19 protein-coding genes and 1 pseudogene are annotated in these 21,092 nt (G+C 65.0%); 6 read left to right on the plus strand and 14 right to left on the minus strand.

The features are described 5' to 3' along the window. Positions 1 to 6: 6 nt before the first annotated feature. The 6 genes from BGI01S_RS10130 to BGI01S_RS10155 all read right to left on the minus strand — a co-directional run bounded on the left by BGI01S_RS10130 (position 7) and on the right by BGI01S_RS10155 (position 5,091). Entirely contained in the window at positions 7 to 795 is a 789-nt protein-coding gene (locus tag BGI01S_RS10130; RefSeq protein WP_042324901.1) for a helix-turn-helix domain-containing protein, read from the minus strand. Beyond that, the gene (locus BGI01S_RS10135) at positions 783 to 1,220 is read right to left on the minus strand and encodes a response regulator (RefSeq protein ID WP_042324902.1); all 438 of its coding nucleotides are present in this window, start codon (positions 1,218 to 1,220) and stop codon (positions 783 to 785) included. The genes BGI01S_RS10130 and BGI01S_RS10135 overlap by 13 nt, the downstream gene beginning before the upstream one ends. 194 nt (positions 1,221 to 1,414) lie before the next feature. Beyond that, complete coding sequence (locus BGI01S_RS10140; RefSeq protein WP_042324903.1) at positions 1,415 to 2,065, minus strand: response regulator; 651 nt, start codon at positions 2,063 to 2,065, stop codon at positions 1,415 to 1,417. After that, positions 2,062 to 3,393, minus strand: coding sequence for a PAS domain-containing sensor histidine kinase (locus BGI01S_RS10145; RefSeq protein WP_042324904.1), 1,332 nt, complete (start codon positions 3,391 to 3,393; stop codon positions 2,062 to 2,064). Before BGI01S_RS10145 ends, BGI01S_RS10140 begins: the two co-directional genes overlap by 4 nt. Positions 3,394 to 3,708: 315 nt before the next feature. Continuing rightward, positions 3,709 to 4,218, minus strand: a complete 510-nt coding sequence (locus BGI01S_RS10150) for a universal stress protein (RefSeq protein WP_042324905.1) — start codon at positions 4,216 to 4,218, stop codon at positions 3,709 to 3,711. A 36-nt stretch (positions 4,219 to 4,254) separates the two neighbouring features. Next, positions 4,255 to 5,091, minus strand: a complete 837-nt coding sequence (locus BGI01S_RS10155; RefSeq protein WP_042324907.1) for a universal stress protein — start codon at positions 5,089 to 5,091, stop codon at positions 4,255 to 4,257. Positions 5,092 to 5,312: 221 nt separating this feature from the next. On the opposite strand from BGI01S_RS10155, the gene BGI01S_RS10160 reads away from it, so the two are divergent. Next, complete coding sequence (locus BGI01S_RS10160) at positions 5,313 to 5,828, plus strand: flavodoxin family protein (protein WP_042324909.1); 516 nt, start codon at positions 5,313 to 5,315, stop codon at positions 5,826 to 5,828. Positions 5,829 to 5,853: 25 nt separating this feature from the next. Here the strand turns inward: BGI01S_RS10160 and BGI01S_RS10165 are convergent, their stop codons facing one another. The 7 genes from BGI01S_RS10165 to BGI01S_RS10195 all read right to left on the minus strand — a co-directional run bounded on the left by BGI01S_RS10165 (position 5,854) and on the right by BGI01S_RS10195 (position 15,988). After that, positions 5,854 to 7,212 carry an NRAMP family divalent metal transporter gene (locus BGI01S_RS10165; RefSeq protein ID WP_084585323.1) on the minus strand — a complete coding sequence of 453 codons (1,359 nt, stop codon included), beginning with the start codon at positions 7,210 to 7,212 and terminating at the stop codon, positions 5,854 to 5,856. Positions 7,213 to 7,218: 6 nt separating this feature from the next. Further along, positions 7,219 to 8,859, minus strand: coding sequence for an oleate hydratase (locus BGI01S_RS10170; protein ID WP_042324913.1), 1,641 nt, complete (start codon positions 8,857 to 8,859; stop codon positions 7,219 to 7,221). Positions 8,860 to 9,138: 279 nt separating this feature from the next. Next, positions 9,139 to 9,744: an acetate uptake transporter gene (locus tag BGI01S_RS10175; RefSeq protein WP_042324915.1), complete on the minus strand. Its 606-nt coding sequence runs from the start codon at positions 9,742 to 9,744 to the stop codon at positions 9,139 to 9,141. Positions 9,745 to 9,874: 130 nt separating this feature from the next. Continuing rightward, entirely contained in the window at positions 9,875 to 11,851 is a 1,977-nt protein-coding gene (gene acs, locus BGI01S_RS10180; protein WP_042324917.1) for an acetate--CoA ligase, read from the minus strand. A 401-nt stretch (positions 11,852 to 12,252) separates the two neighbouring features. Then, entirely contained in the window at positions 12,253 to 14,490 is a 2,238-nt protein-coding gene (locus BGI01S_RS10185; RefSeq protein WP_042324919.1) for a xanthine dehydrogenase family protein molybdopterin-binding subunit, read from the minus strand. A 23-nt stretch (positions 14,491 to 14,513) separates the two neighbouring features. Continuing rightward, complete coding sequence (locus BGI01S_RS10190; protein WP_042324920.1) at positions 14,514 to 15,518, minus strand: FAD binding domain-containing protein; 1,005 nt, start codon at positions 15,516 to 15,518, stop codon at positions 14,514 to 14,516. Between the two features lie 11 nt (positions 15,519 to 15,529). Next, a complete protein-coding gene (locus BGI01S_RS10195; RefSeq protein ID WP_232624483.1) occupies positions 15,530 to 15,988 on the minus strand; it encodes a (2Fe-2S)-binding protein in 459 nt (152 codons plus the stop codon). Between the two features lie 658 nt (positions 15,989 to 16,646). Here BGI01S_RS10195 and BGI01S_RS10200 point away from each other — a divergent pair. Continuing rightward, positions 16,647 to 17,480 (plus strand): class I SAM-dependent methyltransferase, encoded by an 834-nt coding sequence (locus tag BGI01S_RS10200; RefSeq protein ID WP_042324924.1) that lies wholly within the window; start codon positions 16,647 to 16,649, stop codon positions 17,478 to 17,480. 170 nt (positions 17,481 to 17,650) lie between these two features. Continuing rightward, positions 17,651 to 18,385, plus strand: coding sequence for an SDR family oxidoreductase (locus BGI01S_RS10205; RefSeq protein ID WP_042324926.1), 735 nt, complete (start codon positions 17,651 to 17,653; stop codon positions 18,383 to 18,385). Here the strand turns inward: BGI01S_RS10205 and BGI01S_RS10210 are convergent. Beyond that, positions 18,320 to 19,273 carry a LysR family transcriptional regulator gene (locus BGI01S_RS10210; protein WP_042324929.1) on the minus strand — a complete coding sequence of 318 codons (954 nt, stop codon included), beginning with the start codon at positions 19,271 to 19,273 and terminating at the stop codon, positions 18,320 to 18,322. The genes BGI01S_RS10205 and BGI01S_RS10210 overlap by 66 nt on opposite strands. A 473-nt stretch (positions 19,274 to 19,746) precedes the next feature. Here BGI01S_RS10210 and BGI01S_RS10215 point away from each other — a divergent pair, with 473 nt between their 5' ends. The 3 genes and pseudogenes from BGI01S_RS10215 (at position 19,747) to BGI01S_RS10225 (ending at position 21,067) form a co-directional block, all read left to right on the plus strand. Continuing rightward, positions 19,747 to 20,079: a hypothetical protein gene (locus BGI01S_RS10215; RefSeq protein ID WP_042324931.1), complete on the plus strand. Its 333-nt coding sequence runs from the start codon at positions 19,747 to 19,749 to the stop codon at positions 20,077 to 20,079. Positions 20,080 to 20,286: 207 nt separating this feature from the next. Continuing rightward, positions 20,287 to 20,543, plus strand: a pseudogene (locus BGI01S_RS31030) (DUF6434 domain-containing protein). 29 nt (positions 20,544 to 20,572) lie between these two features. After that, positions 20,573 to 21,067, plus strand: a complete 495-nt coding sequence (locus BGI01S_RS10225) for an NUDIX domain-containing protein (protein ID WP_042324933.1) — start codon at positions 20,573 to 20,575, stop codon at positions 21,065 to 21,067. Positions 21,068 to 21,092 lie beyond the last annotated feature (25 nt).

The raw sequence follows: 21,092 nt of genomic DNA on the forward strand, positions 1-21,092 counted from the left end.
CCGGAGTCAAACCCGCACAAGACTTTCGTGATCGAGAATCCGGATGTCCTTGCCGTGTGTGTCGACCAGTCCGTCGCGCTGGAATTTGGAGAGCATCCGGCTGACCGTTTCGAGCTTGATGCCCAGATAGCTGCCGATTTCCTCGCGCGTCATGCGCAGATGAAATTCCGCCGGCGAATAACCGCGCAGCCTCAGACGGTCGGACAGATTCAGCAGGAAGGTCGCTACGCGCTGTTCGGCCGACATCGTGCCGAGCAGCATCATCTGCGACGACTCGCGCACGATCTCGCTGCCCATCATCCGGTGCAGATGTTGTTGCACGACCTTGACCTCGCGGCACATCGTTTCGAGCAGATGGAACGGGATGATGCAGACCTTGCTGTCTTCGAGCGCGACGGCGTCGCAGCTATGGTGGCCGGAGCTCACGCCGTCCAGACCCAACGAGTCGCCGGTGAGGTGGAAGCCGGTCACCTGTTCGCGGCCGTCGCGGTGCATCACGACAGTCTTGAACGAGCCGACGCGCACGGCGTAGATGCTCTGGAACGAATCGTTGGCGCGGTAGATCGTTTCGCCCTGCCTGATGGTGCGCGACGGGCAAATCAGCGCTTCCATCCTCTTCAACTCGTCGGGCGTGAGGCCTTGCGGCATGCAGATCGCGCGCATCGAGCAGGTCGAGCAACGCAGTGTGTCGCTGCGCGGGGCTCGCGCGATTGCCGGCGGTTGCCCCGGAAAGGGCGGCGCATGTTCAGGGACAAACGCGGGCAAGGTGACCGGATACGCGGCTACGTCAGACATGATGTGCTCCTGATTGAAGAAGGGGCGCGCGTGCGATGTTCGCCGGCGATCCGCTGGATCGTGCTGCGCGCGAGATCGAATTCACCGGTCTTGTCCAGAAAGTAGTGGGCACCGTGTTTCAGGCAGGCGCGCCGAAACCAGGCGCCGCAATGATTCGTCAGCACCATGACAATGACGTGAGGCATTCTTTCAGCCAGCAGCGCCACCAACTCCATGCCGGTGCCGCCGCTCAGATGCCATTCCATCACCACCAGATCGGCCGCGCCGCTGTCGATGCCCGCGAATGCGGCAGCGGGCTCTTCGGCTTCGCCGACGATTTCCACGCCGTCGAGCGCGCTGAACAGCGCAGCCATACGGCGGCGCACCGGCACGGCATCGTCGACCAGGAAAATACGCAGCGCGGGGCGCTCGGGGTTTGAGTTCATGCTCAAAGTATCGGCCGCGTTATCTCAAAATAAAATCGGCGGTGAATGTACTTCGAGTAGGCGAGTGAGAAGGGGTGTAGGGCGTTGCCTACAGCAGCGTGAAGCGGCTCAGTGCAATCCCTGGGGGCCGCGGAGTGCGGGCCGCGCGGGCGGTCGTCAAGCGACGGCGCAGCGAGCCGGCGCGACCCATGCGTTCAGATGTCGTCCTCGTCGTCGGCGATGAGTTTGTGGCGCATCGCATAACGCACCAGCGCAGCGTCGTGCGGCATCTGCATCTTCTCCAGAATACGCGTCTTGTACGTGCTGATGGTCTTGCTGCTCACGCATAGCTCGGTGGCGATTTCGGTGATCGTCTGCCCGGCGGCAATGCGCTTGAGAACATCGAACTCCCGGTCGGACAGACGCTGATGCGGCAGTTGATCGACGGGTTCGTTCAGGCTCTGTGCGAAGCGCTCGGCCATCGCGAGGCTGACATAGACGCCGCCAGCGGCAACCTTGGTCACGGCCGACACCAGCTCGGCGCTCGCGCTCTCCTTGGTCAGATAACCGGAAGCGCCCGCCTTGAAGGCGCGCACCGCATATTGCTGCTCGGCATGCATGGTCAGCACGAGGATGCGCAGCGCCGGCTTTTCTTCCTTGATCTGCCTGATCAACTCGACGCCATTGCGGCCGGGCATCGACAGATCGAGCACCAGCACATCGGCGGCGCGCTCGCGAATCAGCGCGACGGTGCTGGCGCTGTCGCTCGCTTCGCCGACCACTTCGAAGCCGCTCGCGCCCTTGAGGATGTGGCGCAAGCCGTCGCGCACCAGCGCATGATCGTCGGCGATCAGCACGCGCGTCATGTTTGCACTTCCTGCGATTGCACGGTCTGCGCCGGCATCGTCACGGTCAACGCGAACCCCTTGCCGTAAGCGGTCTGAATTTCGACCGCGCCGCCCAGCATATGCACGCGTTCGCGAATGCCGAGCAAGCCGAACGATTTGCCACCGGCTTCGCCGGAGCGATGCGCGCCCTGGCCGTTGTCGGCGATGCGCAGCACGAAGTTCGGGCTTTCGGCGCGCAGGCTGAGCATGACCAGGGTGGCGTCGGCGTGCCGCGCCACGTTGGTCAGCGCTTCCTGAACGATGCGAAACAGTGCGGTCGCGCCGGCTTGGGTGAAACGCGCGTCGCCCGTCTCGATGTCGCGCTCCACGTCGATCCCATAGCGGTTCGTGAAGTCGTTCGACAGCCATTCGATCGCGGGGATCAGCCCAAGATCGTCGAGCATGACCGGCCGCAGATCGGCGGCGATGCGCCGCACCGACGCGACCGTTGCGTCGATCAGCCGCCGCATGCCTTGCAACTGGGCGCGCAGCGGCACATCCGCCGAGTCGATCAGCGCCTGTTCGACCGACGCGATATCCATTTTCAGCGCCGTGAGCTGCTGACCGAGGTCGTCGTGCAGTTCGCGCGCAATGCGGGACTTCTCGTCCTCGCGAATATTTTGCAGGTTGGCTGAAAGCTCGCGCAATTCCTCGCGCGCCTGCCGTTGTGCGCGCTCCGCTTTCACGCGGTCGGTGATGTCGCGCAGCATTACGGTGTAAAGGCGCGTGTTGCCGTCGCGGATCTGCGAAATGGACGCTTCCAGCGGAAATTCCTCGCCGTTGGCGCGCAAACCGGACAGCACGCGTTGCGTGCCCATCTGCCGGTCCGACACGCCGGTGCCGCCGAATTGCTGGACGTGTTGCGCGTGCGCCGCGCGGAACCGCTCGGGGATGAAGCGGTCGAGCGGCCCGCCGACCGCCTCCATCGCGGAACAGCCGAACACCTGCTCCGCCATCGGATTGAAGATGACGATGCGCTGACGTTCGTCAATGGTGATGATCGCCTCCATCGACGAACGGATGATCGCCATCATGCGCGCTTCGTTGACGGCTGACTGATTCTCCATGCCGCGCGCCGACCCATTGCGGCGCGCGCGCGTCAGCAGGTAGGCGCTCGCGGCCAGAAAGAGCGCGGCGGCGAGACAAAGCAGCCAGGTTGGATCGAACCAGCGTTGCGCCGCGATCATCGCGGCGAGCGCGACGCAAAACGTCGCGGCGGCGGCGAGCCCGGGGCGCGCCGCATACGAGGCCAGCCGCCCACGTTCGTGGGGCGGTGGCGGAGTGGGCGACTTGTCGCGAACAACCATGTGCGCCTCTTCGGAAACAGCAGACAAGGACAGGGCGCGCTACCCGATTAACCCGATTGACTCGAAGTGAGATGCGACGGCGGCGCGTAGTGACGCATCGCGGTTCGGTGCGGTGTGTTGCCTGACGCGGTGGCGGACCCCGCGGCGGTTCGCCCCGAACAAACGATGTTTGCGCTCATTGTGCGTGAAACGCAGGCTGTGTACCAGTGCCGCCAGCCCCGAGGGACCGGGCGGCGGGTGCGACAGCCGGCGCGCAGTCGAGCCGGGCAGCGCAATACGCACTGTCGTCGAGAGGTGCCAGCAGGGTTTTGCAGCTTATGACGGGTCCTTGACGAGTGCATCCGCAGCGTGTGCCGGATTCGCCGACGGTGCCGCGCAATGCGCGGAGACCAGCAGCACCGGGCAGGCGGCGATGTGCAGAAAATGCTCGGCGACGCTGCCGAGCACCAGACGTCGCACGCCCCGCCGGCCGTGCGTGCCCATTACGACCAGGTCGGCGTCGAGTTCCTGAGCGGCGCGCTGGATGCCGTGTGCGACGTCTTCGCCTTCCAGCAGTTCGGTTTCGAGCATGCGGGGCGCTCCCTTGACGCCGGCGACTGCCATCAGCGCGGCTGCGTCGGCGAGTACTTGCCGGCCTTCATCCGCGAGCGCGTCGCGCACGTATGACGGGTCGTAGCCGGGTACGTCGTAGGACATCAACGGCACGTCCACGACGAAGAGCGGCTGCAATCGCGCATCCGAATCGCGCGCCATCTTGATGGCGGCGGCCAGCGCGCGCGCCGAGGTTTCGCTGCCGTCGACGGCCACCAGAATCTGCTTGTACATGGCGAGCACTCCTGAACGGGAAAGGGCGGACTGTGATCAGTGCGACATCAGCACGGGCACGGTCATCGAGTGGAGAATCGTGCGGGTGGCGCCGCCCATCACCAGTTCGCGCCAGCGGGCGTGGCCGTACGCGCCCATCACCAGCAGATCGGCGCCGCTGTCGGCCACTTGCGTGAGCAGCACTTCGCCGACCGATCCGCCCGGTCCGGTTTCGATGTCGGCGATTTCCACTTGCACGCCATGCCGCGCGATCACCGTGGCGATATCCGCGCCCGGAATGCGGGCGCGCTCGCCCTGTTGCTCGCCGTTAACGGTGAGGATCGTGGTGCTCGTCGCATTCCGCATGAACGGTAGCGCATCGTGTACCGCGCGCGTGGCTTCGCGGCTGCCGTCCCACGCGACCAGCACGCGCTCGCCGGTCGACCGCGCGTTACTCGCATGGGGCACCAGCAGCACCGGTCGACCGCTCGACAGAACGAGGCTCTCGGGGAAGAAGTCGCCGACATACGATTCGGGATCCTCGGGGTTGTCCTGGCCGGCCACGATCAGATCGGCGCAGCGGCCCGCGCGTGGTAGCGCGAGGCTGGCTGGCTCGTCGCTGACGACCCATTCGCCCGCCACGTCGGCGCGCCGCAGTTCGGCGTGAAAGAGCCGTTCGAGCGCCGCGCGCCGCTCCGCGCGAATCTCTTCGTGCGTGCCGTAGTACGCCGCCGTGCCCGCCATCACGTAGAGCGAGCGCGGGACCGGGGAGAACACGGCGAAAGCGCCGGTCAGATGCGCGCCGAACTGTTTGGCGAGGCGCAGCGCTATTTCGAGCCGCGGATGCGCACGCTCGCTGGTGTCGAGATGAACGACGATGGTCTTGTAGCTCATGGCAGTGGCTCCGGAGAAAGGGCGGTGACGCGCGGATGGATCAGCTTGAGTCTAGGAACGTTCGCGACGGCGCCGTTGATGCAGATCAACGGAGGGTTGCTGCGCTGCGTGTGAATGCGGTCGTTGACTTAGGTCATGCCAGGGGTCGTCGTCGCGCCTATGCTCCCCCACATGCAAGCGGCCGTGAGCGCGGCCGTGCGTTTCCTCTGAAGGAGCGAGCCATGTCCGATTCTCGCGTTCTCGTCGTTTTCTTTTCCCGCACCGGCACCACGCGCGTGCTCGCGTCTACGCTCGCCGGAATGCTGTCCGCTGATCTCGAAGAAATCTGCGATCTGACCGAGCGCAGCGGCGCTTCAGGGTATCTGCGGTGTCTCGCCGACTCATGGCGCAAGCGGCCCGCCGAGATCGTCCCGGCGGGGCTGGATGCCGCGCAGTACGACCTCGTTGTGGTGGGGACGCCCGTGTGGGCGGGTGCGGTGTCCGCACCGGTGCGCACGTATCTGTTCGAGAACCGGTCGAAGTTCCGGCATGTCGCGTTCTTTTGCAGCTTCGGCGGTCTTGGCAGCCAAGCTGTCTTCGACGAAATGCGCACGCTCGCCGGCCGGGCGCCCGTCGCGCAGTGCGAGGTGCGCGCCGGCGAAGTGCAGCGCGGCGCGGTGGCCGCGTCGCTGGCGCTTTTCGTCAGCGACCTGAAACGCCATCTCGCCGACTATGAAGCGCTCGAATGGATCTGCTGAGCCACCGCGCCTTTCACTGTCAGGCTCACCCCGGCAGCAGCATCAGGACCGCTGCCGCGCCCATCACCAGCGTCGCGATCGAGCCGAGCACGACGAGCGGCCGGCTCGCGGTGTAGTCCCCCATCACCGAGCGCTTCGACACGAGCAGCAGAATCACCACCATCAACGGCACGGCCACCACGCCGTTGATGACGGCGCTCCAGAACAGCGCCTTCATCGGATTGATCGACGAGAACTGGATCGCCAGCGCGGCCAGCACGCTCACCGCGATAATCCCGTAGAAGCCGCGCGCATCGCGCGGCTTGCGTTCGAGTCCTTCCCGCCAGCCGAGCGTCTCGGCCAACGCATAGGCGCCCGACCCCGCCAGCACCGGCACCCCGATAAGCCCCACACCGAGTATGCCGAGCGCGAACAGCAGATAGGCGAAGTTGCCGGCCAGCGGCCGCAGCGCGCTTGCCGCCTGAGCGGCGGTGGTGATGTCGGTCACGCCCGCGACGTGCAACGTCACGGCAGTGGCCAGCATGATGAAGTAGGCGGTGATATCGGAGTAGAGCATGCCGCTCCAGGTGTCCCAGCGGATACGGCGCAGTTCCGTGCGCGCGGCGCGCGGGTCGCTCACGAGCGACGCGCCGTTCGCGCCGTCCGCATGAGCATGCATGTCTTCGACTTCCTCCGACGCCTGCCAGAAGAACAGATACGGACTGATCGTCGTGCCGAACACCGCGACGACGACCGCCGCCGCGTTCGCATCCACGGTGAAGTGCGGCCAGAAGGTGCGCAATGCCACTTCGCGCCACGGCACGTGAACGACGAACAGCACCGCCGCGTACGCAAGCAGCGAAACGGTCAGCCACTTCAGAAAAAACACGTAGCGGTGGTACGGCACGAAGATCTGCAGCAGCAGCGTGGCGAACACGAAGCCTACCGTCAGCAGATGCCGGTCGATGCCGCTGACCAGCTGCGCGACTTCGCCCATCGCGGCGATGTCGGCGGCGATGTTCAGCGTATTGGCGATCAACAGCAGCAGCACCACGCCATACAGCACGACCGGCGGGAACGTCGCCTTGATGTTGGCGGCGAGCCCTTTGCCGGTGACGCGGCCCAGGTTCGCGCACATGGACTGGATCGCAGACATCAGCGGGAACGCGAGCGGCATGGTCCAGAGCATGTTCAGCCCGAACTGTGCGCCGGCCTGCGAGTAGGTGGCGATGCCGCTCGGATCGTCGTCGGCGACGCCGGTGATGAGGCCGGGGCCGACACGCGCGAGCGGATGTTCGTTGAGGCGGGCGAGAAGCGCGCGAAAGCCTTTGCGCGGCGCGCCGGCGGGCGCCCCGGTTTGCGCCTCCGCTTGCGAGGACGCTGATGTACGGCGCAAAAACGGCATGGTCGTCTACCGGTCGTGCAACGTGGAGACCGCGCGGTACACCACGCGCGGATCGTGCTGACCTTTGTACACCGCCGGCGCGGAGCGGTCGAGACCCAGCAGCGCGTAAACCGCCGTCTGCGCGGAGCGCACCGAATACTCGACGGTGAACACCACGTCGTCGGCCAACTCGCAAAACTGGCCGACGAACGCGAGATTCGCCCAACCTTCGGGCACCACCTGAGGCCGGTCGCCGCGCTTGCGCCGCAGAAACTGGCTGGTGATGAACGGCATCAGGCACGGAATGCAGATCGCGTCGTCGAGAATGCGCGGCGCTTCGTCGTGTATGTGCAGATGGCCGAGCAGTTCGGTCATGATCTCGCGGCCCGTGCAATCGGCCATCGGTTTGCCGACGAAATTGCCGGGCCGGTCGACGAACAGCCCATAGCCCCACAACACTTCGACGTCACGCGGTTGATCGATGAAATGCGGTTGGTGCGGCAGCACGATCGACGCAAGCCAGTTCGATTGCGGGAAGGTAATGAGGCCGCCTTCGCCCGGCACGTTGCCGGTCAGATCGCGGATCAGGCGGAACAGCGTCGGGTCGTGCAGCGTCGCGGTGAACGAGAGCCAGCGGGATTCGTCGACGTGATCGGCGAACACCGACGGATGGCCGAATTCGGCGCGCCCTGCCGCGATGGTTTTCCACAGCGCCCATGCGCCGCTGCTGTCGTCGTGATTGGGCACGGCGGCGCGATCCGTGCCGCCGAGGCTCGAACCCGCCGTCATCGAACCGAGCGTGACGATCACTTTGTCGCTCTGCCCGACCGGTATCTCGACACGACGGTCGTCGTGTTCGCAGACGATGCCCGTCACCCGATTCAGTGCGCCGTGTTCGTCGTACCGCAAATCCACGACCCGCGTGTTCGCCCGAAACTGCACGCCGTGTTCGTCGAGCCATTTGCGCAGCGGCCGCACCATCGAGTCGTACTGGTTGTAGACCGTGCGCATGATGCCGTGCAGCTGGTTGAAGCCCGGCGTCATGTGCGCGAAACGCAGCAGATAGCGCCTGAATTCGGCAGCGCTATGCCACGGCTGAAACGCGAAGGTCGTGCACCACATGATCCAGAAGTTGGTGCTGAAAAAGTCCGGCTCGAAGTGGTCGCCAATCCGGCTGTCGCCGAGCAGGGCTTCCGGTTCGATCGAAAGACGGCCGAGCGTGAGCAGATGCTTTTCCGCAAGCTCATACGGTGGCGCGTCTTCGCGCCGGCCATCGCGCACGAGCCGCGCTTTCGACGAAGTGCGGATCGTCCGGTTCCAGTCGAAGATCTCCTGCGTGACGCTGCTGCGGCCGTCCTGCGTCGGGATCGAGTCGAACAGATCGTAGGTGCACGGGTATTTGCTCTCCAGCATCCGGCCGCCGCGCACCACGTAGCCTTCCCGTGGCGAACCGGCGCCGTCGAGGCTGCCGCCGGGTTTGTCGAGCGCTTCGAAGATCGTGATGTTGCAGCCGGGCACATCCGCGTCGCGGATCAGAAACGCGGCGGCCGCCAGCGAAGCGATGCCGCCGCCGATGAGATGGACATGGCCGGAGATGAGAGCGTCGTCCCTGGCGGCGGCCGCGGTGGTCGCGATGGGTTGCGTGGCGAACTGCGCTGAATGATTCATGTCATGGCCCCCGGGGTGATGGCTGTGTGCGTGGTAGTGCCTGGACCATACCGGCGCAGCAGGGACGCTCGTTGAGTTGGATCAACGGAGGGTGTGTGGGTCGGCGCTGTTCAGCGCGCTCCTTCTGCGTGTGTCCGCGAAAGATGTTTCGCTTGAACGGCTAGCACCTTTTGCAGCGCGACGTTCCAATGTGTCGACCAGACCGCGCTCCAGTGCGGCAGAAAGTGGACAGAAAGCGGACGGCAAGCGGGCAGCGAGCGCCGCCCGCCACCTGCCCGATTACGCTTCGCGCAGTTCTTCCTGAATCGTCATGGACACCGCGATTCGCGGCAGCATCACGCCAGTCGGCAACACCACATGCCCATGCGTCTCGTTGATGATTTCCGCCGCCGACAGATAAAACGCGAACAACGCGGTCAGCATGCCCAGATAACCGCCGGCATGATGCAGCCATTCGAGCCCGGTCCACTCACTCGCCGCGAGCACGAAGAACGTAATCCACAGCGAGAGAAACACCAGTTGCAGCACGCGTGGGGAGCGCCACGTCGCGACCCACATATAAAGCGTGAACACGCCCCACAGGAACAGATACCAGCCGATAAACGCGGCCGGCACCGTGCCGTGCAGGAACAGCACGAACAGCGCGAGCGACCACCAGAAAGCGCCATAGCTCAGAAAAGCCGTCGCGCCGAACGTATTGCCGCGCGGAATCTCCATGAGTCCAGCGATCGCTTGCGCGGTGCCGCCATAGGCGAAGGCCACTGCGAGCACCATCCCCATTGCATTGCCGCTGAACCAGCCGGCGTTGATCATGCTGAGCAGCCATGTCGTCAGCGCGAAGCCGGCGAGACCGAGCGAAGCGGGATTGGGAGCCTTGATATTCATGATGACGTCCTCCGTTCCGTGCAGGAACGCTGAAAATTGGGGGCGCGCGTGTCCATGCGGGGCGCGCGCGATAGCAGATCGTGTGAGGCAATGCGCGAGCGGTAGTCGCTCGCGTATGGGGCGTCAGGCTTCAGGTGGGGGCGGCGAACTGCGAGATCACCGCGGGATTTTCCACCGTCGATGTGTCCTGCGCGATGACTTCGCCCTTCGCCACCGAGCGCAACAGACGGCGCACTACCTTGCCGGAGCGGGTCTTCGGCATCGCGTCGCCGAAGCGGATGTCTTTGGGCTTCGCGATCGGGCCGATCTCCTTGCCCACCCACGCGCGCAGTTCGTCGGCCACGCGCTTCGCGTCGGCGCCGCACGGCCGCTCGGCCTTGAGCACCACGAACGCGACGATCGCCTCGCCCGCCGTGTCATCGGGACGCCCGACCACCGCGGCTTCCGCGACCAGCGGATGCGCGGCGAGCGCGGACTCGACTTCCATGGTCCCGAGCCGGTGCCCGGAAACGTTCAGCACGTCGTCGATACGGCCGGTGATCGTGAAGTAGCCGGTGTCGCGATCGCGGATCGCGCCGTCGCCCGCGAGATAGAGATTGCCGCCCAGCTCCTCAGGGAAGTAGCCATGCCGGAAGCGCTCCGGATTGCCCCAGATCGTCCTGATCATCGAAGGCCACGGCTTGCGGATGACCAGCACGCCGCCATGGCCGTTCGGCACTTCATTGCCGGTTTCGTCGACGATCGCCGCGTCGATGCCGGGCATCGGCAACGTGCACGAGCCTGGCACGAGCGGCGTCACACCCGGCAGCGGAGAAATCATGTGGCCGCCGGTTTCTGTTTGCCAGAAGGTGTCGAGCACGGGACAACGCCCGCCGCCGACGTGCTGCGCGTACCACGTCCACGCGCTCGGATTGATCGGTTCGCCGACCGTGCCGAGCAGACGCAGACTGCTCAGGTCGAAGCTGTCGGGATGCACCGAATGATCGGCGTCGGAGGACTTGATGAGCGAGCGGATCGCCGTCGGCGCCGTGTAGAAGATGCTGACCTTGTGGCGCTCGATCATGTCCCAGAAGCGACCCGCATTCGGATAAGTGGGCACGCCTTCGAAGATCACCTGGGTCGCGCCGACCGCCGTTGGTCCATAGCAGATGTAAGTGTGGCCGGTGATCCAGCCGATGTCCGCCGTGCACCAGAACACGTCGGCCGGTTTGATGTCGAACGTCCATTTCATCGACAACGCGGCCCACAGCAGATAGCCGCCGGTGCTGTGCTGAACGCCTTTGGGTGTACCGGTCGAGCCGGACGTGTACAGCACGAACAACGGATGTTCCGCGCCGACCCATTCGGGTTCGCAGGTATCCGGCTGCGCCGCTTCGAGTTCGTGCAGCCATGCGTCGCGGCCGGCGATCCATGGAATCCGGCCGCCGGTGCGCCGGTAGATCGCCACGGTTGCGATGTTCTCCGTGCCGCCCATCGCGAGCGCGTCGTCGACGATGGTTTTGAGCGGCAGTGTCTTGCCGCCGCGAACCTGCTCGTCGGCGGTGATGACCGCGCATGCGCCGACATCGACGATGCGTTCATGCAGCGACTTCGCGGAGAAGCCGCCGAACACCACCGAGTGCGGCGCGCCGAGGCGGGCGCACGCGAGCATCGCGACCACGCCATCCACCGACATCGGCATATAGATCACCACGCGGTCGCCTTTCTTCACGCCACGCGCACGAAGCGCATTGGCGAGCCGGCAGACGCGGTGATACAGCGCCTGATAGGTCACATGCGTGACCTTGCCGTCGTCGGATTCGAAGGCGATTGCGGTTTTCTCCGCCAGTCCGTTGATCAGGTTGCGATCCAGACAGTTATACGACGCGTTCAGCTCGCCGTCTTCGAACCAGCGATAAAACGGCGCTTCCGTGTCGTTCAGCACCTTCGTGAATGGGCGGCGCCACGTGAGATGTTCGCGGGCGAGACGCGCCCAGAACGCTTCGTGATCCTGACTGGCCTCGGCGACGAGGGCGCGATAGGCATCCATGCCGTCGATGCTCGCATTCCGCGTGAGCGGAATGTGCAGCGCCGTGGGGGCAGGGGAAACGGTTTCGATGGTAGACATAGTCTCCTCACATGAATCAGGAAGGAGCCGGGCACGCAATGCGCCGCGCCGGCGATGAGGGACGGCTCTTGTTGGCCGTGATGCGCTTGCACCGCTGCTCCAAACGGGTTGGGCGGCGGTGGATCAGCGTGGGTACAGGCCAACTATGACCGCGCGGCGGGCAGCGCGGTTGATGCATGTCAACTGAAGTGGTAAGCGCGGGACAGATTCACGGCGGAATCTCTGGTGAGAGAAGGGGAGCGCGACAGAGCGAGCCCGCGATGGCAGGTATCAGGTCGTCGCGGCGATCGGCTTGAACGATAGGCGAGCCTGTTCGGCGGGCCGGTCATGAAGCAGGGCGGGATCGGTCTCGAGCGGAGCGCTATCGCCACGCGCTCCGCCCGTTGCAACAACATTCAGGCTCAGGCCGATTCTCCCGCGAGCAGGTCTTCAATCATGATCGGCAGCTTGCGCACGCGCACGCCGGTCGCATGATGGGTCGCGTCGGTGATCGCGGCTGCTATGCCCGCAAGGCCGATCTCCGCGATCCCGCGTGCGCCGAGTTCGTTGAACACGGTGTCCGGATGGTCGAGAAAGGTCACGTCCAGCTCGGGCGTATCCGCGTTCGACGCGATGATGTAATCGGCCAGATTGCTATTGATCGGCGCGCCCGTCCGCCTGTCGTACTCGGTGTGTTCGAATAGCGCCATGCCGAGACCCATCACGACCGCTCCTTCGACCTGATTGCGCGCCGCGCGCGGATTGACGATGCGTCCGCCATCGATCACCGTGACCACGCGGCTCACGCGCAACTGCGCGATCTCCGGCTGCCACGTGACTTCGGCGAAGTGCGCGCCGTACGAATAGAGCGAGAAGCGCTTTTTCAGCGGATCGTCGAAGCCGCCCTTCGCGCTGCCGCTGCCCGAGGCCGCACGCATTTTCGCGGCTTCGAGAATCTGGCCGAACGGCACGCCGCGCTCCGGCGCGTCGTCCTTGCGGTGCACGTGTCCCGCGCTGAATGCGAGCGCCTCTTCGGCCGCGCCCTTGAACGGCGAACCGTCGACCGCGACCGCACGCGACAGCACCATCCTGATCGCCGCACGCACGGCATCGAGTACCGCGGGGACCACCGATGCCGTTACGCCGCTGCCACCCGAGACCGGTCCGCGCGGCAATGCCGAATCGCCGAGACCGACTTCGATGCGCGCGAGCGGAATGCCGGTTTCCTCGGCCACCAGCTGGGCGAGCACCGTGTATGTGCCGGTGCCGATATCCTGCGTGCCGCACACGACCCGCGCGCTGCCGTCCGCTCGCAGATCGACGTTCGCGTCAGCGGAAAAGCGTATCGCGGGCCACACACAGGCGCCGACGCCCCAGCCCACGGTCAGGCCGTTGCGATGCATCGACCCGACGTCCGGGTTCCGCTGCGACCAGCCGAACCGATCGGCGCCAACACGCAGACATTCGACGAGATGCCGCGAAGAAAACGGCAAGCCCGTGCTTTCGTCGACGCGCGGCTCGTTGCGCAGCCTCAATTCGACGGGGTCGAGGTTCAGCACGCGGGCCAGTTCGTTCATCGCCGATTCGATTGCATACAGTCCAGGCACCGCGCCTGGGCCGCGCATCGACGTTGGCGAACCGACATTGCGGCGCGCGAGCCCGGAGGTCACGCGCAGGTTCGGCGTGCTGTAGATGAGTGGCGTGACTTCGCCGCAGCTTTCCTCGTACTCGTCGGCGATCGCGGTGTGATTGACGTAGTCGTGCCGCAGCGACGTGAGCGTGCCATCGGGCTCGGCCGACACGCGGACGCGTTGCTGCGTGACCGGACGATGACCGACGTTCTGGAACATCATCTTGCGACTCACGACCAGCTTGACCGGGTGGCCCGTATGGCGCGTCGCCGCGGCGGCCAGCAGCGTGTGCGGCCACACCCACAACTTGCCGCCGAAGCCCGAGCCGAGGTAGCGGGAGATCACGCGGATATTTTCTTTCGGTATCCCAAGCATTTGCGAGAGCGTGCCCAGATGGACCGAAATGGCCTGCGTCGTCTCGTAGAACGTGTAGTTTTCGCCGTCCCATTGCGCGATCGACGCGTGTAGTTCGATCGGGTTATGCGTTTCCGTCGGCGTCACATAGGTCGCGTCGATCGTCGCGGGCGCGGTGTCGAATGCGGTGTGCGCGTCGCCGCGCTCGCTTTGGACCTTGGGTTCGTCATCGGCATCGAGTTCGTCGCGCACGTCGTGCGGCGTGACTTCGTAGGCCGCCTTGACCGCCGCCGAGGCCGCGCTTGCAGCCTCGAAGGTGTCGGCGATCACGACCGCGATGTACTGGCCGTAGTAGCGGATGATGTCGTCCTCGAACGGCGGCCGCGCTTCGTCGACATAGCCGGTCTCCATCGAGTTGCCGGAGAGCCGGTAGAAGCGGCCGATATTCTCCCGATGCAGCACCGCGTGGACGCCGGGCATCGCTTCGGCGCCCGCCGTGTCGAGCGACGTGAGCCGGCCGCTCGCGATCGTGCTGCATACCGGCACCGCAATCAGCAGGCCGGGCAATTCGATATCGGATGTATAGGCTGCGCGGCCGCTGACTTTCAACGGACCATCGACGCGCGCCTGAGGCCGTCCAATGACGGACAACACGGAGTCGGGCAAGGTGGACATGTGCGTTCCTCTCTCTGGTCGGTTCAGGCCACGGCGGTCGCCTGGCCCAGCGCATGGACGATGCAGCGGCGCGCCAGTTCGACCTTGAAGCCGTTCTGACTGTGCGGCTTTGCATCGGCGAGCGCGGCGTCGGCGGCTTTCCGGAGGGTTGCGGCGTCGGGCATTGCGCCGCGCAACAAGGCTTCCGCTTCGAGCGCGTGCCAGGGCCGCGTGCCGACGCCGCCGAGCGCGACACGGGCCTGGTCGATGCGACCGCCGTTCAGCGTTACGACGACGGCGGCCGACGCCAGCGCAAACTCGTACGACGCGCGATCGCGCAGCTTCAGGTAGACCGAGCGCGTGCCCGCCGGCAGAGGCGGCAGCGTCACGTGCGTAATGAGCTCGCCCGCGTCGAGTACGTTCTCGCGCTGCGGCGTCGTGCCGGGCAACAGGAAGAAGTCATCGATCGCGATGCTGCGCGTGCCGTTCGGCCCTTCGACGTGGAGGGTTGCGTCGAGCGCGGTCAGCGCGACGTTCATGTCCGACGGGTTCGTGGCGATGCACGCGTCGCTGGTGCCGAGAATCGCGAGGGTGCGGTTGAAACCGTCGATCGCCGGGCAGCCCGAACCCGGCTCGCGCTTGTTGCATGGCATCGCGGCGTCGCGAAAGTAGACGCAGCGCGTGCGTTGCAGCAGGTTGCCGCCGGTCGTCGCCATGTTGCGCAACTGGGCCGACGCGCCGGAAAGCAATGCTTGCGACAGTACCGCGTACGGCTCACGAATCAGCGGATGCAACGCGAGGTCCGCGTTTTTGGCGGTCGCGCCGATTGTCACACCGCCGTCGGGCAGCGCTTCGATACGGTCGAGCGGCAGGCGGCTGATATCGACGACGCGCGTGGGCCGCTCGACGTCGAGCTTCATCAAATCGAGCAGAGTCGTGCCGCCGGCGAGAAAGCGCACTTGTGCGCCTTGCTGGGCGGTGGCCGACGCCGCGCCGGCCGAGATCGCGTCACGCACGCTGGCGGCGCGCGACAACTGGAACATTTCCATGATGGCGCTCCTCAGGATTGGCCGCGTACGCGCTGGATCGCCGCGACGATGTTCTGATAGGCGCCGCAGCGGCACAGATTGCCGCTCATGGCTTCGCGCACTTCGGCATCGCCGGGACCGACCGCTTCGTCGAGCAGCGCGACCGCCGACATGATCTGGCCCGACGTGCAGTAGCCGCATTGATAGCCGTCGCATTCCACGAACGAGGCCTGCATCGGATGCAACGCATCGGGCTGGCCAATGCCCTCGATGGTGGTGATGTCGTCTCCGGCGTGAGTGCCGGCCAGCGACAGGCACGCATTCACGCGCCGTCCGTTCACGTGCACGGTGCACGCGCCGCACTGACCGTGGTCGCAACCCTTTTTGGTGCCGGTCAGATGCAGATGCTCCCGCAGCGCATCCAGCAGCGTGGTGCGGGGATCGAGCGACAGTTTGTAGAGATTACCGTTGACGGTCAGCTCGACTGACATGGCCGTGTCGGCGGAAGGCGGGTGAGGGGGGCGCGTTGTGTCGCGCGGCGGGTCGCGCGTTTCGTCGCGTTCAGCGGCGGGCTGCGCAGGCGAGGCGGGGAAGGCGGTCTGATGCATCGTGCGTTCTCCTTATGGCGAGAGGGCAGAAGCGGCATGCCGGGCCGCGGACTGAAGCGGAAAGCGGGATCTGTTGGCAGTGGCGCTGTGGGGGTGTGGGGCGTTCGACGGCGGGCGGCCGGGTTCCGCCAGGCGCGTGCCAGTACGCGCAAGCGATAACGCAGCAAGTGTGATGCCCGCGCGCGGCGGAATGCACGGCACCCATCCGGGGTCGCCTCATCGGTAATGCGCCAACGTGCAACGCGCAGTGAAGTCGGCGTTTAGATCACCGGCCCGCATCGATGCCCTCGGCGAAGGTGTCCGAAAGAACATCCGGAAAGCGCGAGTCAATTTCGGCGTCCCGCGCAAAACATCTGGACGCGCGGTCATTCATCGACCCGGTTCGCGTGCGGATACTGTCATCGAATGTCGATTCACGGCTTCCGACTTGCCCGATCGTCGCGCGGGCATGCTTGCGGTGCACATTCGCGGCGTCCCGGAACAGGCAGCCAATCCACGCATCCTGCTGGTATCGCCGCCTCGTTCCTCTCAGGAGTGCTTTATGTCCGCTGTCGATTCCTCTTTCTCACCCGTCGCAGACTTCGCTGCCGCCAAGGCCCGGCAACAGGTCGCCTGGTCGACGGGCAACTACGCCGTCGTCGGCACCACGCTGCAAATTGTCGGCGAGAACCTCTGCGAAGCGCTCGACCTGCGCGCCGGCAGTCGCGTGCTCGACGTGGCCGCCGGCAATGGCAACGCGACGCTTGCCGCGGCGCGCCGCTATTGCGATGTCACGTCCACCGATTACGTCACGTCACTGCTGGAGTGCGGACGCGCCCGCGCGCAAGCGGAAGGGCTGCCGGTGCGGTTTCAGGAAGCGGACGCCGAAGCGCTGCCCTTCGCGGATGCTTCGTTCGATGTCGTGATGTCGACGTTCGGCGTCATGTTCACGCCGAACCAGGAGAAGGCGGCGGCTGAGCTTGCGCGAGTGTGCAAGCCGGGTGGCCGGATCGGTCTCGCAAACTGGACGCCGGAGAGCTTCATCGGACAGGTGTTCAGGACGATCGGCAAGTACGTCCCGCCGCCCGCGGGCATGCTGTCACCGGCGCTCTGGGGTACGCAGGCGCGCGTGCAGACGCTGTTCGAGGGAAACGCCGCGGATATCGCGGCGACCCAACGCTCGTTCACGTTTCGCTATCGTTCGCCGGCGCACTTCATGGAAGTTTTTCGCACGTACTACGGCCCAATGAACAAGGCGTTTGCCGCACTTGACGGCGATCGGCAGGCGGCGCTCCTCGATGATCTGATGACACTGATCGGGAGCCGAAACCGGTCGGGCGACACGACACTCGTTCTGCCGAGCGAGTATCTCGAAGTCGTGGTCGAACGGTCTTGAATAGAACAGGCCGTGCAGGGCGCGACTGCCTGCACGGCGCATCGCTACCCCTGTCCATCAGCCGACAGGCGGCATCGGAACTACCGATGCGACGATCGAACATTCCTGCTGGTGCGCAAGACTGTGCGCCGCCAACATGACTCACTTCAACGACGACTTTCAAGGTGAGCATGAACAGGAATCTCGAAGGACAACGGGTGGTAATCGTCGGCGGCAATTCGGGGATGGGGTTGGCCCTTTGCGCGCAGTTGCTGACAATGCGCTGTGAGGTATCGATCGTCGGCCGGTCACGAGAAAAGCTCGAAGCGGCGCGCAAGCGGCTGCGCGAGTTCGGCGAGCCACGCCTGCACCAGGCCGATGTGACGCGCGAAGAGGAAGTGCGGCGTCTGTTCGACGAAGCGGGGACGGTGGATCACCTGGTCTGCACGGCCGCCGACATCCGTGGCTCATACGAACTGCTGCCGCGGCTCGAACTGGATGCGCTGGATCGCGCGATCCGCTCGAAGGTCGTCGCGCCGATCCTGCTGGCCAAGCACGGTGCGCCGCGCATGCCCGCTCACGGCTCGATCACGCTGACTTCGGGCATTGCGGCTTACCGGCCGAGGCCGAAGGGCGTCGCGGTGGCGGCAATCAATGCCGCGCTCGAAGGCGCCGTTCGCGCGATGGCGGTCGAACTCGCGCCGCTGCGGATCAACGCGGTATCGCCGGGCTGGGTCCGCACGCCGATCTGGGACGACGTCGCCGGCGCGGACAGTGAACGGCTATTGGCCTCGATGGCCGAGCGTCTGCCGGTGGGCAGGGTCGGAACTGCCGACGACATCGCCGATGCCATCGTTTTCCTACTTGGTAACGGCTACATCACCGGCACGGTTCTTCACGTCGAAGGCGGGCATCGGCTCGTCTGAGCTTGCGGTGGCGAGACGAACCATGTCGATAAATGCCGCCACGTGACGCACGGGCTGCCGATCCGTAGTGAGAAGACAGATTGGCAGACCGTCGCCGCTCGTCGACAGCGCGCGCCACTCGACGCGCGCGGCCGCTTCAGCGCTGTCCACGGCCATTTTCGGCAGGATCGACACGCCGAGGCCCGCGGACACCATCTGCACCAGGGCCGGCACGCTGTCGGCGATGCCGCGGATCGAAGGGCGCACGGGGGCTTCCTGCAACAGGGCTTCCAGATACTCGCGATACCGGCAGCCTTCCATGGTGACGATCAGAGGGAACGCTGCGAGCGCGTCGGGCCTGACATCGACGGCCCGACTCAGCGCATGGCCAGGGGGCATCACGACAACGGGCATGTCGCGCGCGATGAGATCGGCCTGAAGGTTAGCGTCGTTTGCGGGCCATCCGTGCACGAGACCCAAGTCGGCTGTCCCGTCGAGCACCGCCTGAGCGGTTGCCGATGAGTTTCTTTCCTGGATCACGACCTGGGTTCCCGGATGCCGATCGACAAAACGGGTGAGCACCGGAATCAGCAGGGACGTGCACAAGGTTTGCGGTGCCGCGACGCGGATCGTGCCTCCTTGCTCTTCGAGGTTATCTCGCACGACCCGGAACGTATCGTCGGCCATCGCGAGCAGCTCGCGGGCGCGAGTGGCCAGCTTTTCGCCCGCCGCGGTGAGCGTCAGCCTGTTGTTCTTGCGAACGAACAGCGCTTGACCGACGCTCTGCTCCAGTGCCTGTACCTGCTCGGTCACACTGGGCTGCGATAGATGCACGCGCCTGGCAGCCTTCGTAAAGCTCAGGGTTTCGGTTGCCGCCAGGAAGATTTTCAGTTGCCGTAGCTGGAACATGCGGGGCGGAAGAGGTTCGTTGAATCGGTCAAAGGGCAGAGCCGAGGGCAATCTCTTCGCTCTACCGAAGATCGTTGCGCAAAGAAATTGCCGACGAAAAGTTTAGCAAGTTTATCGTCAACGGAGCCTATGCGTGGTCCGCTGGGGGGCGGTCTGCTCCTTTCGCATACCTGTCGATATCAGAGAACGATCAGGGTCCGCATGCAGCGCGCATGAGGGAATCGGCTCCTGGAAGTTTTTCAATTGTCCCTGTATCGCGAAGTCAGGCCCCAGTTGCCTTGAGTATCCCGACCTTGCGAAAGTCAAAACGCGTGCTGGCCGCCGTCGAGTCACGCGCAGACGGCGACCGCACGTTGCGGCGCACATCATTCCGGTGCGGATGAAAACATGCGGCACGGTGATTGCTGCCCTTGGTTCAAGCAGGCGATGACCGTCTGTGTCCCTATTCCAGTCCGATCAAGGAGGCACGAATCATGAGCAAGGCAACCAGCACATTAATCGCGGCCCTCGCCGCGTTCACGCTGTCGGCAGGCGCTTATGCACAGACGGCCGGAGGCCAGAGCGGCAGCGGGTCGGCGGGTAGCACGGCTGGCGCAGCAAACCAGGTGAACGGTGCAACGAGCGGTGCAACGAGCGGCTACGGCACACCAGGCTCGACCCATTCGGATAGCGGCATGGGCGCCAAGGCGCCGAACTCGGGCCTGCCGAGCGGCACGAACAGCGATTCGACATCCGGCACCAGCGCTCCCAAGAGCAACAACACATTGGCGACCCCAAGCGTCGTGTCGCCAGGTGCGGGCAAGTAACCACTGTTGAAGACGGCAACCCGGCATGAAGGACCGCTGCCCTCACGGACAGCGGTCCTTTTTGTTTCTTCCTTATCTCTTCGTGGCGGTCGCGACAGGGTGACCGTAAGAAATCAATGCAACCGAGCCGGTCGTTCGACACGCCTGGCTAAATCGCCGACAATCTGCAGCGATATCTGGAAGCGCGACTCGACAATGGGGATGTAGATGGATTTCGATTGGCACGGCGGTCATATCACGCGGACGACACGCATCGACAAAGCGTACAGAAATACGCAGAACGTGCGTCGCTTTCTGATCCTTGAATGCGGGCCCGAATCAGATTCGACCGCGCATTGATGGCATGGATTCGAAGCGGGACAGCGACGAGTATGGGCGACGTTGCCGATGAATGGTCTCGACGGCGACGTGAGCAGCACGACCTGAGCACGGCCATATTGCCCGCAGGTACTGCGCACCGTTGACGCCAGGAAACGAAGAAAGGAGAGACCGCATGCCGAGCCTTGAACGAGCGCGACCGGCTACGCTTGTCGACGCTGTCTGGCGCATGGCGCTTCGCGTCGGATTCCGGCTCGCTCGCGCCTGGTGGCATCTTCGGCGGCCTCATCATGAAGGCGCGCTGGTAGCCATCTACGTCGGAGGGGCGTTGTTGCTGGTGAAGTCATCGTACCGGGCCGAATGGAATTTTCCCGGCGGCAGTGTCCGGCCCGACGAGGCGCCCGATGCCGCCGCGCAGCGCGAAATGGAGGAGGAGGTCGGACTCTCGTCGCACTCGTTATCGTTACTTCCCGCGGGCAGCGTCTGCGGGAACTGGGACGGACGAAGAGACCGGGTGCATTTCTTTGAGCTCCACCTCGATTGCATCCCCGAATTGCGGCTCGATAATCGCGAGATTGTCGCCGCGCAACTGGCATCGGCGGAGGAGTTGCGGGGCATTGCACTGACAGGACCGGTCGCCGCTTATCTCGGCGGAAATCTCTGCCGCTAGTTTCTGCCGCTAGTCGGCTCGCTCG

This window comes from Paraburkholderia ginsengisoli NBRC 100965, assembly GCF_000739735.1.
Lineage (GTDB): Bacteria > Pseudomonadota > Gammaproteobacteria > Burkholderiales > Burkholderiaceae > Paraburkholderia > Paraburkholderia ginsengisoli.

What these genes read in the sequence shown, in the direction of transcription:
- BGI01S_RS10185 (WP_042324919.1), bottom strand. Translation starts at nt 14,490, where the DNA reads ATGTCCACCTTGCCCGACTCCGTGTTGTCCGTCATTGGACGGCCTCAG.
- BGI01S_RS10165 (WP_084585323.1), bottom strand. Translation starts at nt 7,212, where the DNA reads ATGCCGTTTTTGCGCCGTACATCAGCGTCCTCGCAAGCGGAGGCGCAA.
- BGI01S_RS10195 (WP_232624483.1), bottom strand. Translation starts at nt 15,988, where the DNA reads ATGTCAGTCGAGCTGACCGTCAACGGTAATCTCTACAAACTGTCGCTC.
- BGI01S_RS10225 (WP_042324933.1), top strand. Translation starts at nt 20,573, where the DNA reads ATGCCGAGCCTTGAACGAGCGCGACCGGCTACGCTTGTCGACGCTGTC.
- BGI01S_RS10200 (WP_042324924.1), top strand. Translation starts at nt 16,647, where the DNA reads ATGTCCGCTGTCGATTCCTCTTTCTCACCCGTCGCAGACTTCGCTGCC.
- BGI01S_RS10145 (WP_042324904.1), bottom strand. Translation starts at nt 3,393, where the DNA reads ATGGTTGTTCGCGACAAGTCGCCCACTCCGCCACCGCCCCACGAACGT.
- BGI01S_RS10130 (WP_042324901.1), bottom strand. Translation starts at nt 795, where the DNA reads ATGTCTGACGTAGCCGCGTATCCGGTCACCTTGCCCGCGTTTGTCCCT.
- BGI01S_RS10135 (WP_042324902.1), bottom strand. Translation starts at nt 1,220, where the DNA reads ATGAACTCAAACCCCGAGCGCCCCGCGCTGCGTATTTTCCTGGTCGAC.
- BGI01S_RS10190 (WP_042324920.1), bottom strand. Translation starts at nt 15,518, where the DNA reads ATGGAAATGTTCCAGTTGTCGCGCGCCGCCAGCGTGCGTGACGCGATC.
- BGI01S_RS10150 (WP_042324905.1), bottom strand. Translation starts at nt 4,218, where the DNA reads ATGTACAAGCAGATTCTGGTGGCCGTCGACGGCAGCGAAACCTCGGCG.
- BGI01S_RS10140 (WP_042324903.1), bottom strand. Translation starts at nt 2,065, where the DNA reads ATGACGCGCGTGCTGATCGCCGACGATCATGCGCTGGTGCGCGACGGC.
- acs (WP_042324917.1), bottom strand. Translation starts at nt 11,851, where the DNA reads ATGTCTACCATCGAAACCGTTTCCCCTGCCCCCACGGCGCTGCACATT.
- BGI01S_RS10210 (WP_042324929.1), bottom strand. Translation starts at nt 19,273, where the DNA reads ATGTTCCAGCTACGGCAACTGAAAATCTTCCTGGCGGCAACCGAAACC.
- BGI01S_RS10205 (WP_042324926.1), top strand. Translation starts at nt 17,651, where the DNA reads ATGAACAGGAATCTCGAAGGACAACGGGTGGTAATCGTCGGCGGCAAT.
- BGI01S_RS10215 (WP_042324931.1), top strand. Translation starts at nt 19,747, where the DNA reads ATGAGCAAGGCAACCAGCACATTAATCGCGGCCCTCGCCGCGTTCACG.
- BGI01S_RS10175 (WP_042324915.1), bottom strand. Translation starts at nt 9,744, where the DNA reads ATGAATATCAAGGCTCCCAATCCCGCTTCGCTCGGTCTCGCCGGCTTC.
- BGI01S_RS10170 (WP_042324913.1), bottom strand. Translation starts at nt 8,859, where the DNA reads ATGAATCATTCAGCGCAGTTCGCCACGCAACCCATCGCGACCACCGCG.
- BGI01S_RS10155 (WP_042324907.1), bottom strand. Translation starts at nt 5,091, where the DNA reads ATGAGCTACAAGACCATCGTCGTTCATCTCGACACCAGCGAGCGTGCG.
- BGI01S_RS10160 (WP_042324909.1), top strand. Translation starts at nt 5,313, where the DNA reads ATGTCCGATTCTCGCGTTCTCGTCGTTTTCTTTTCCCGCACCGGCACC.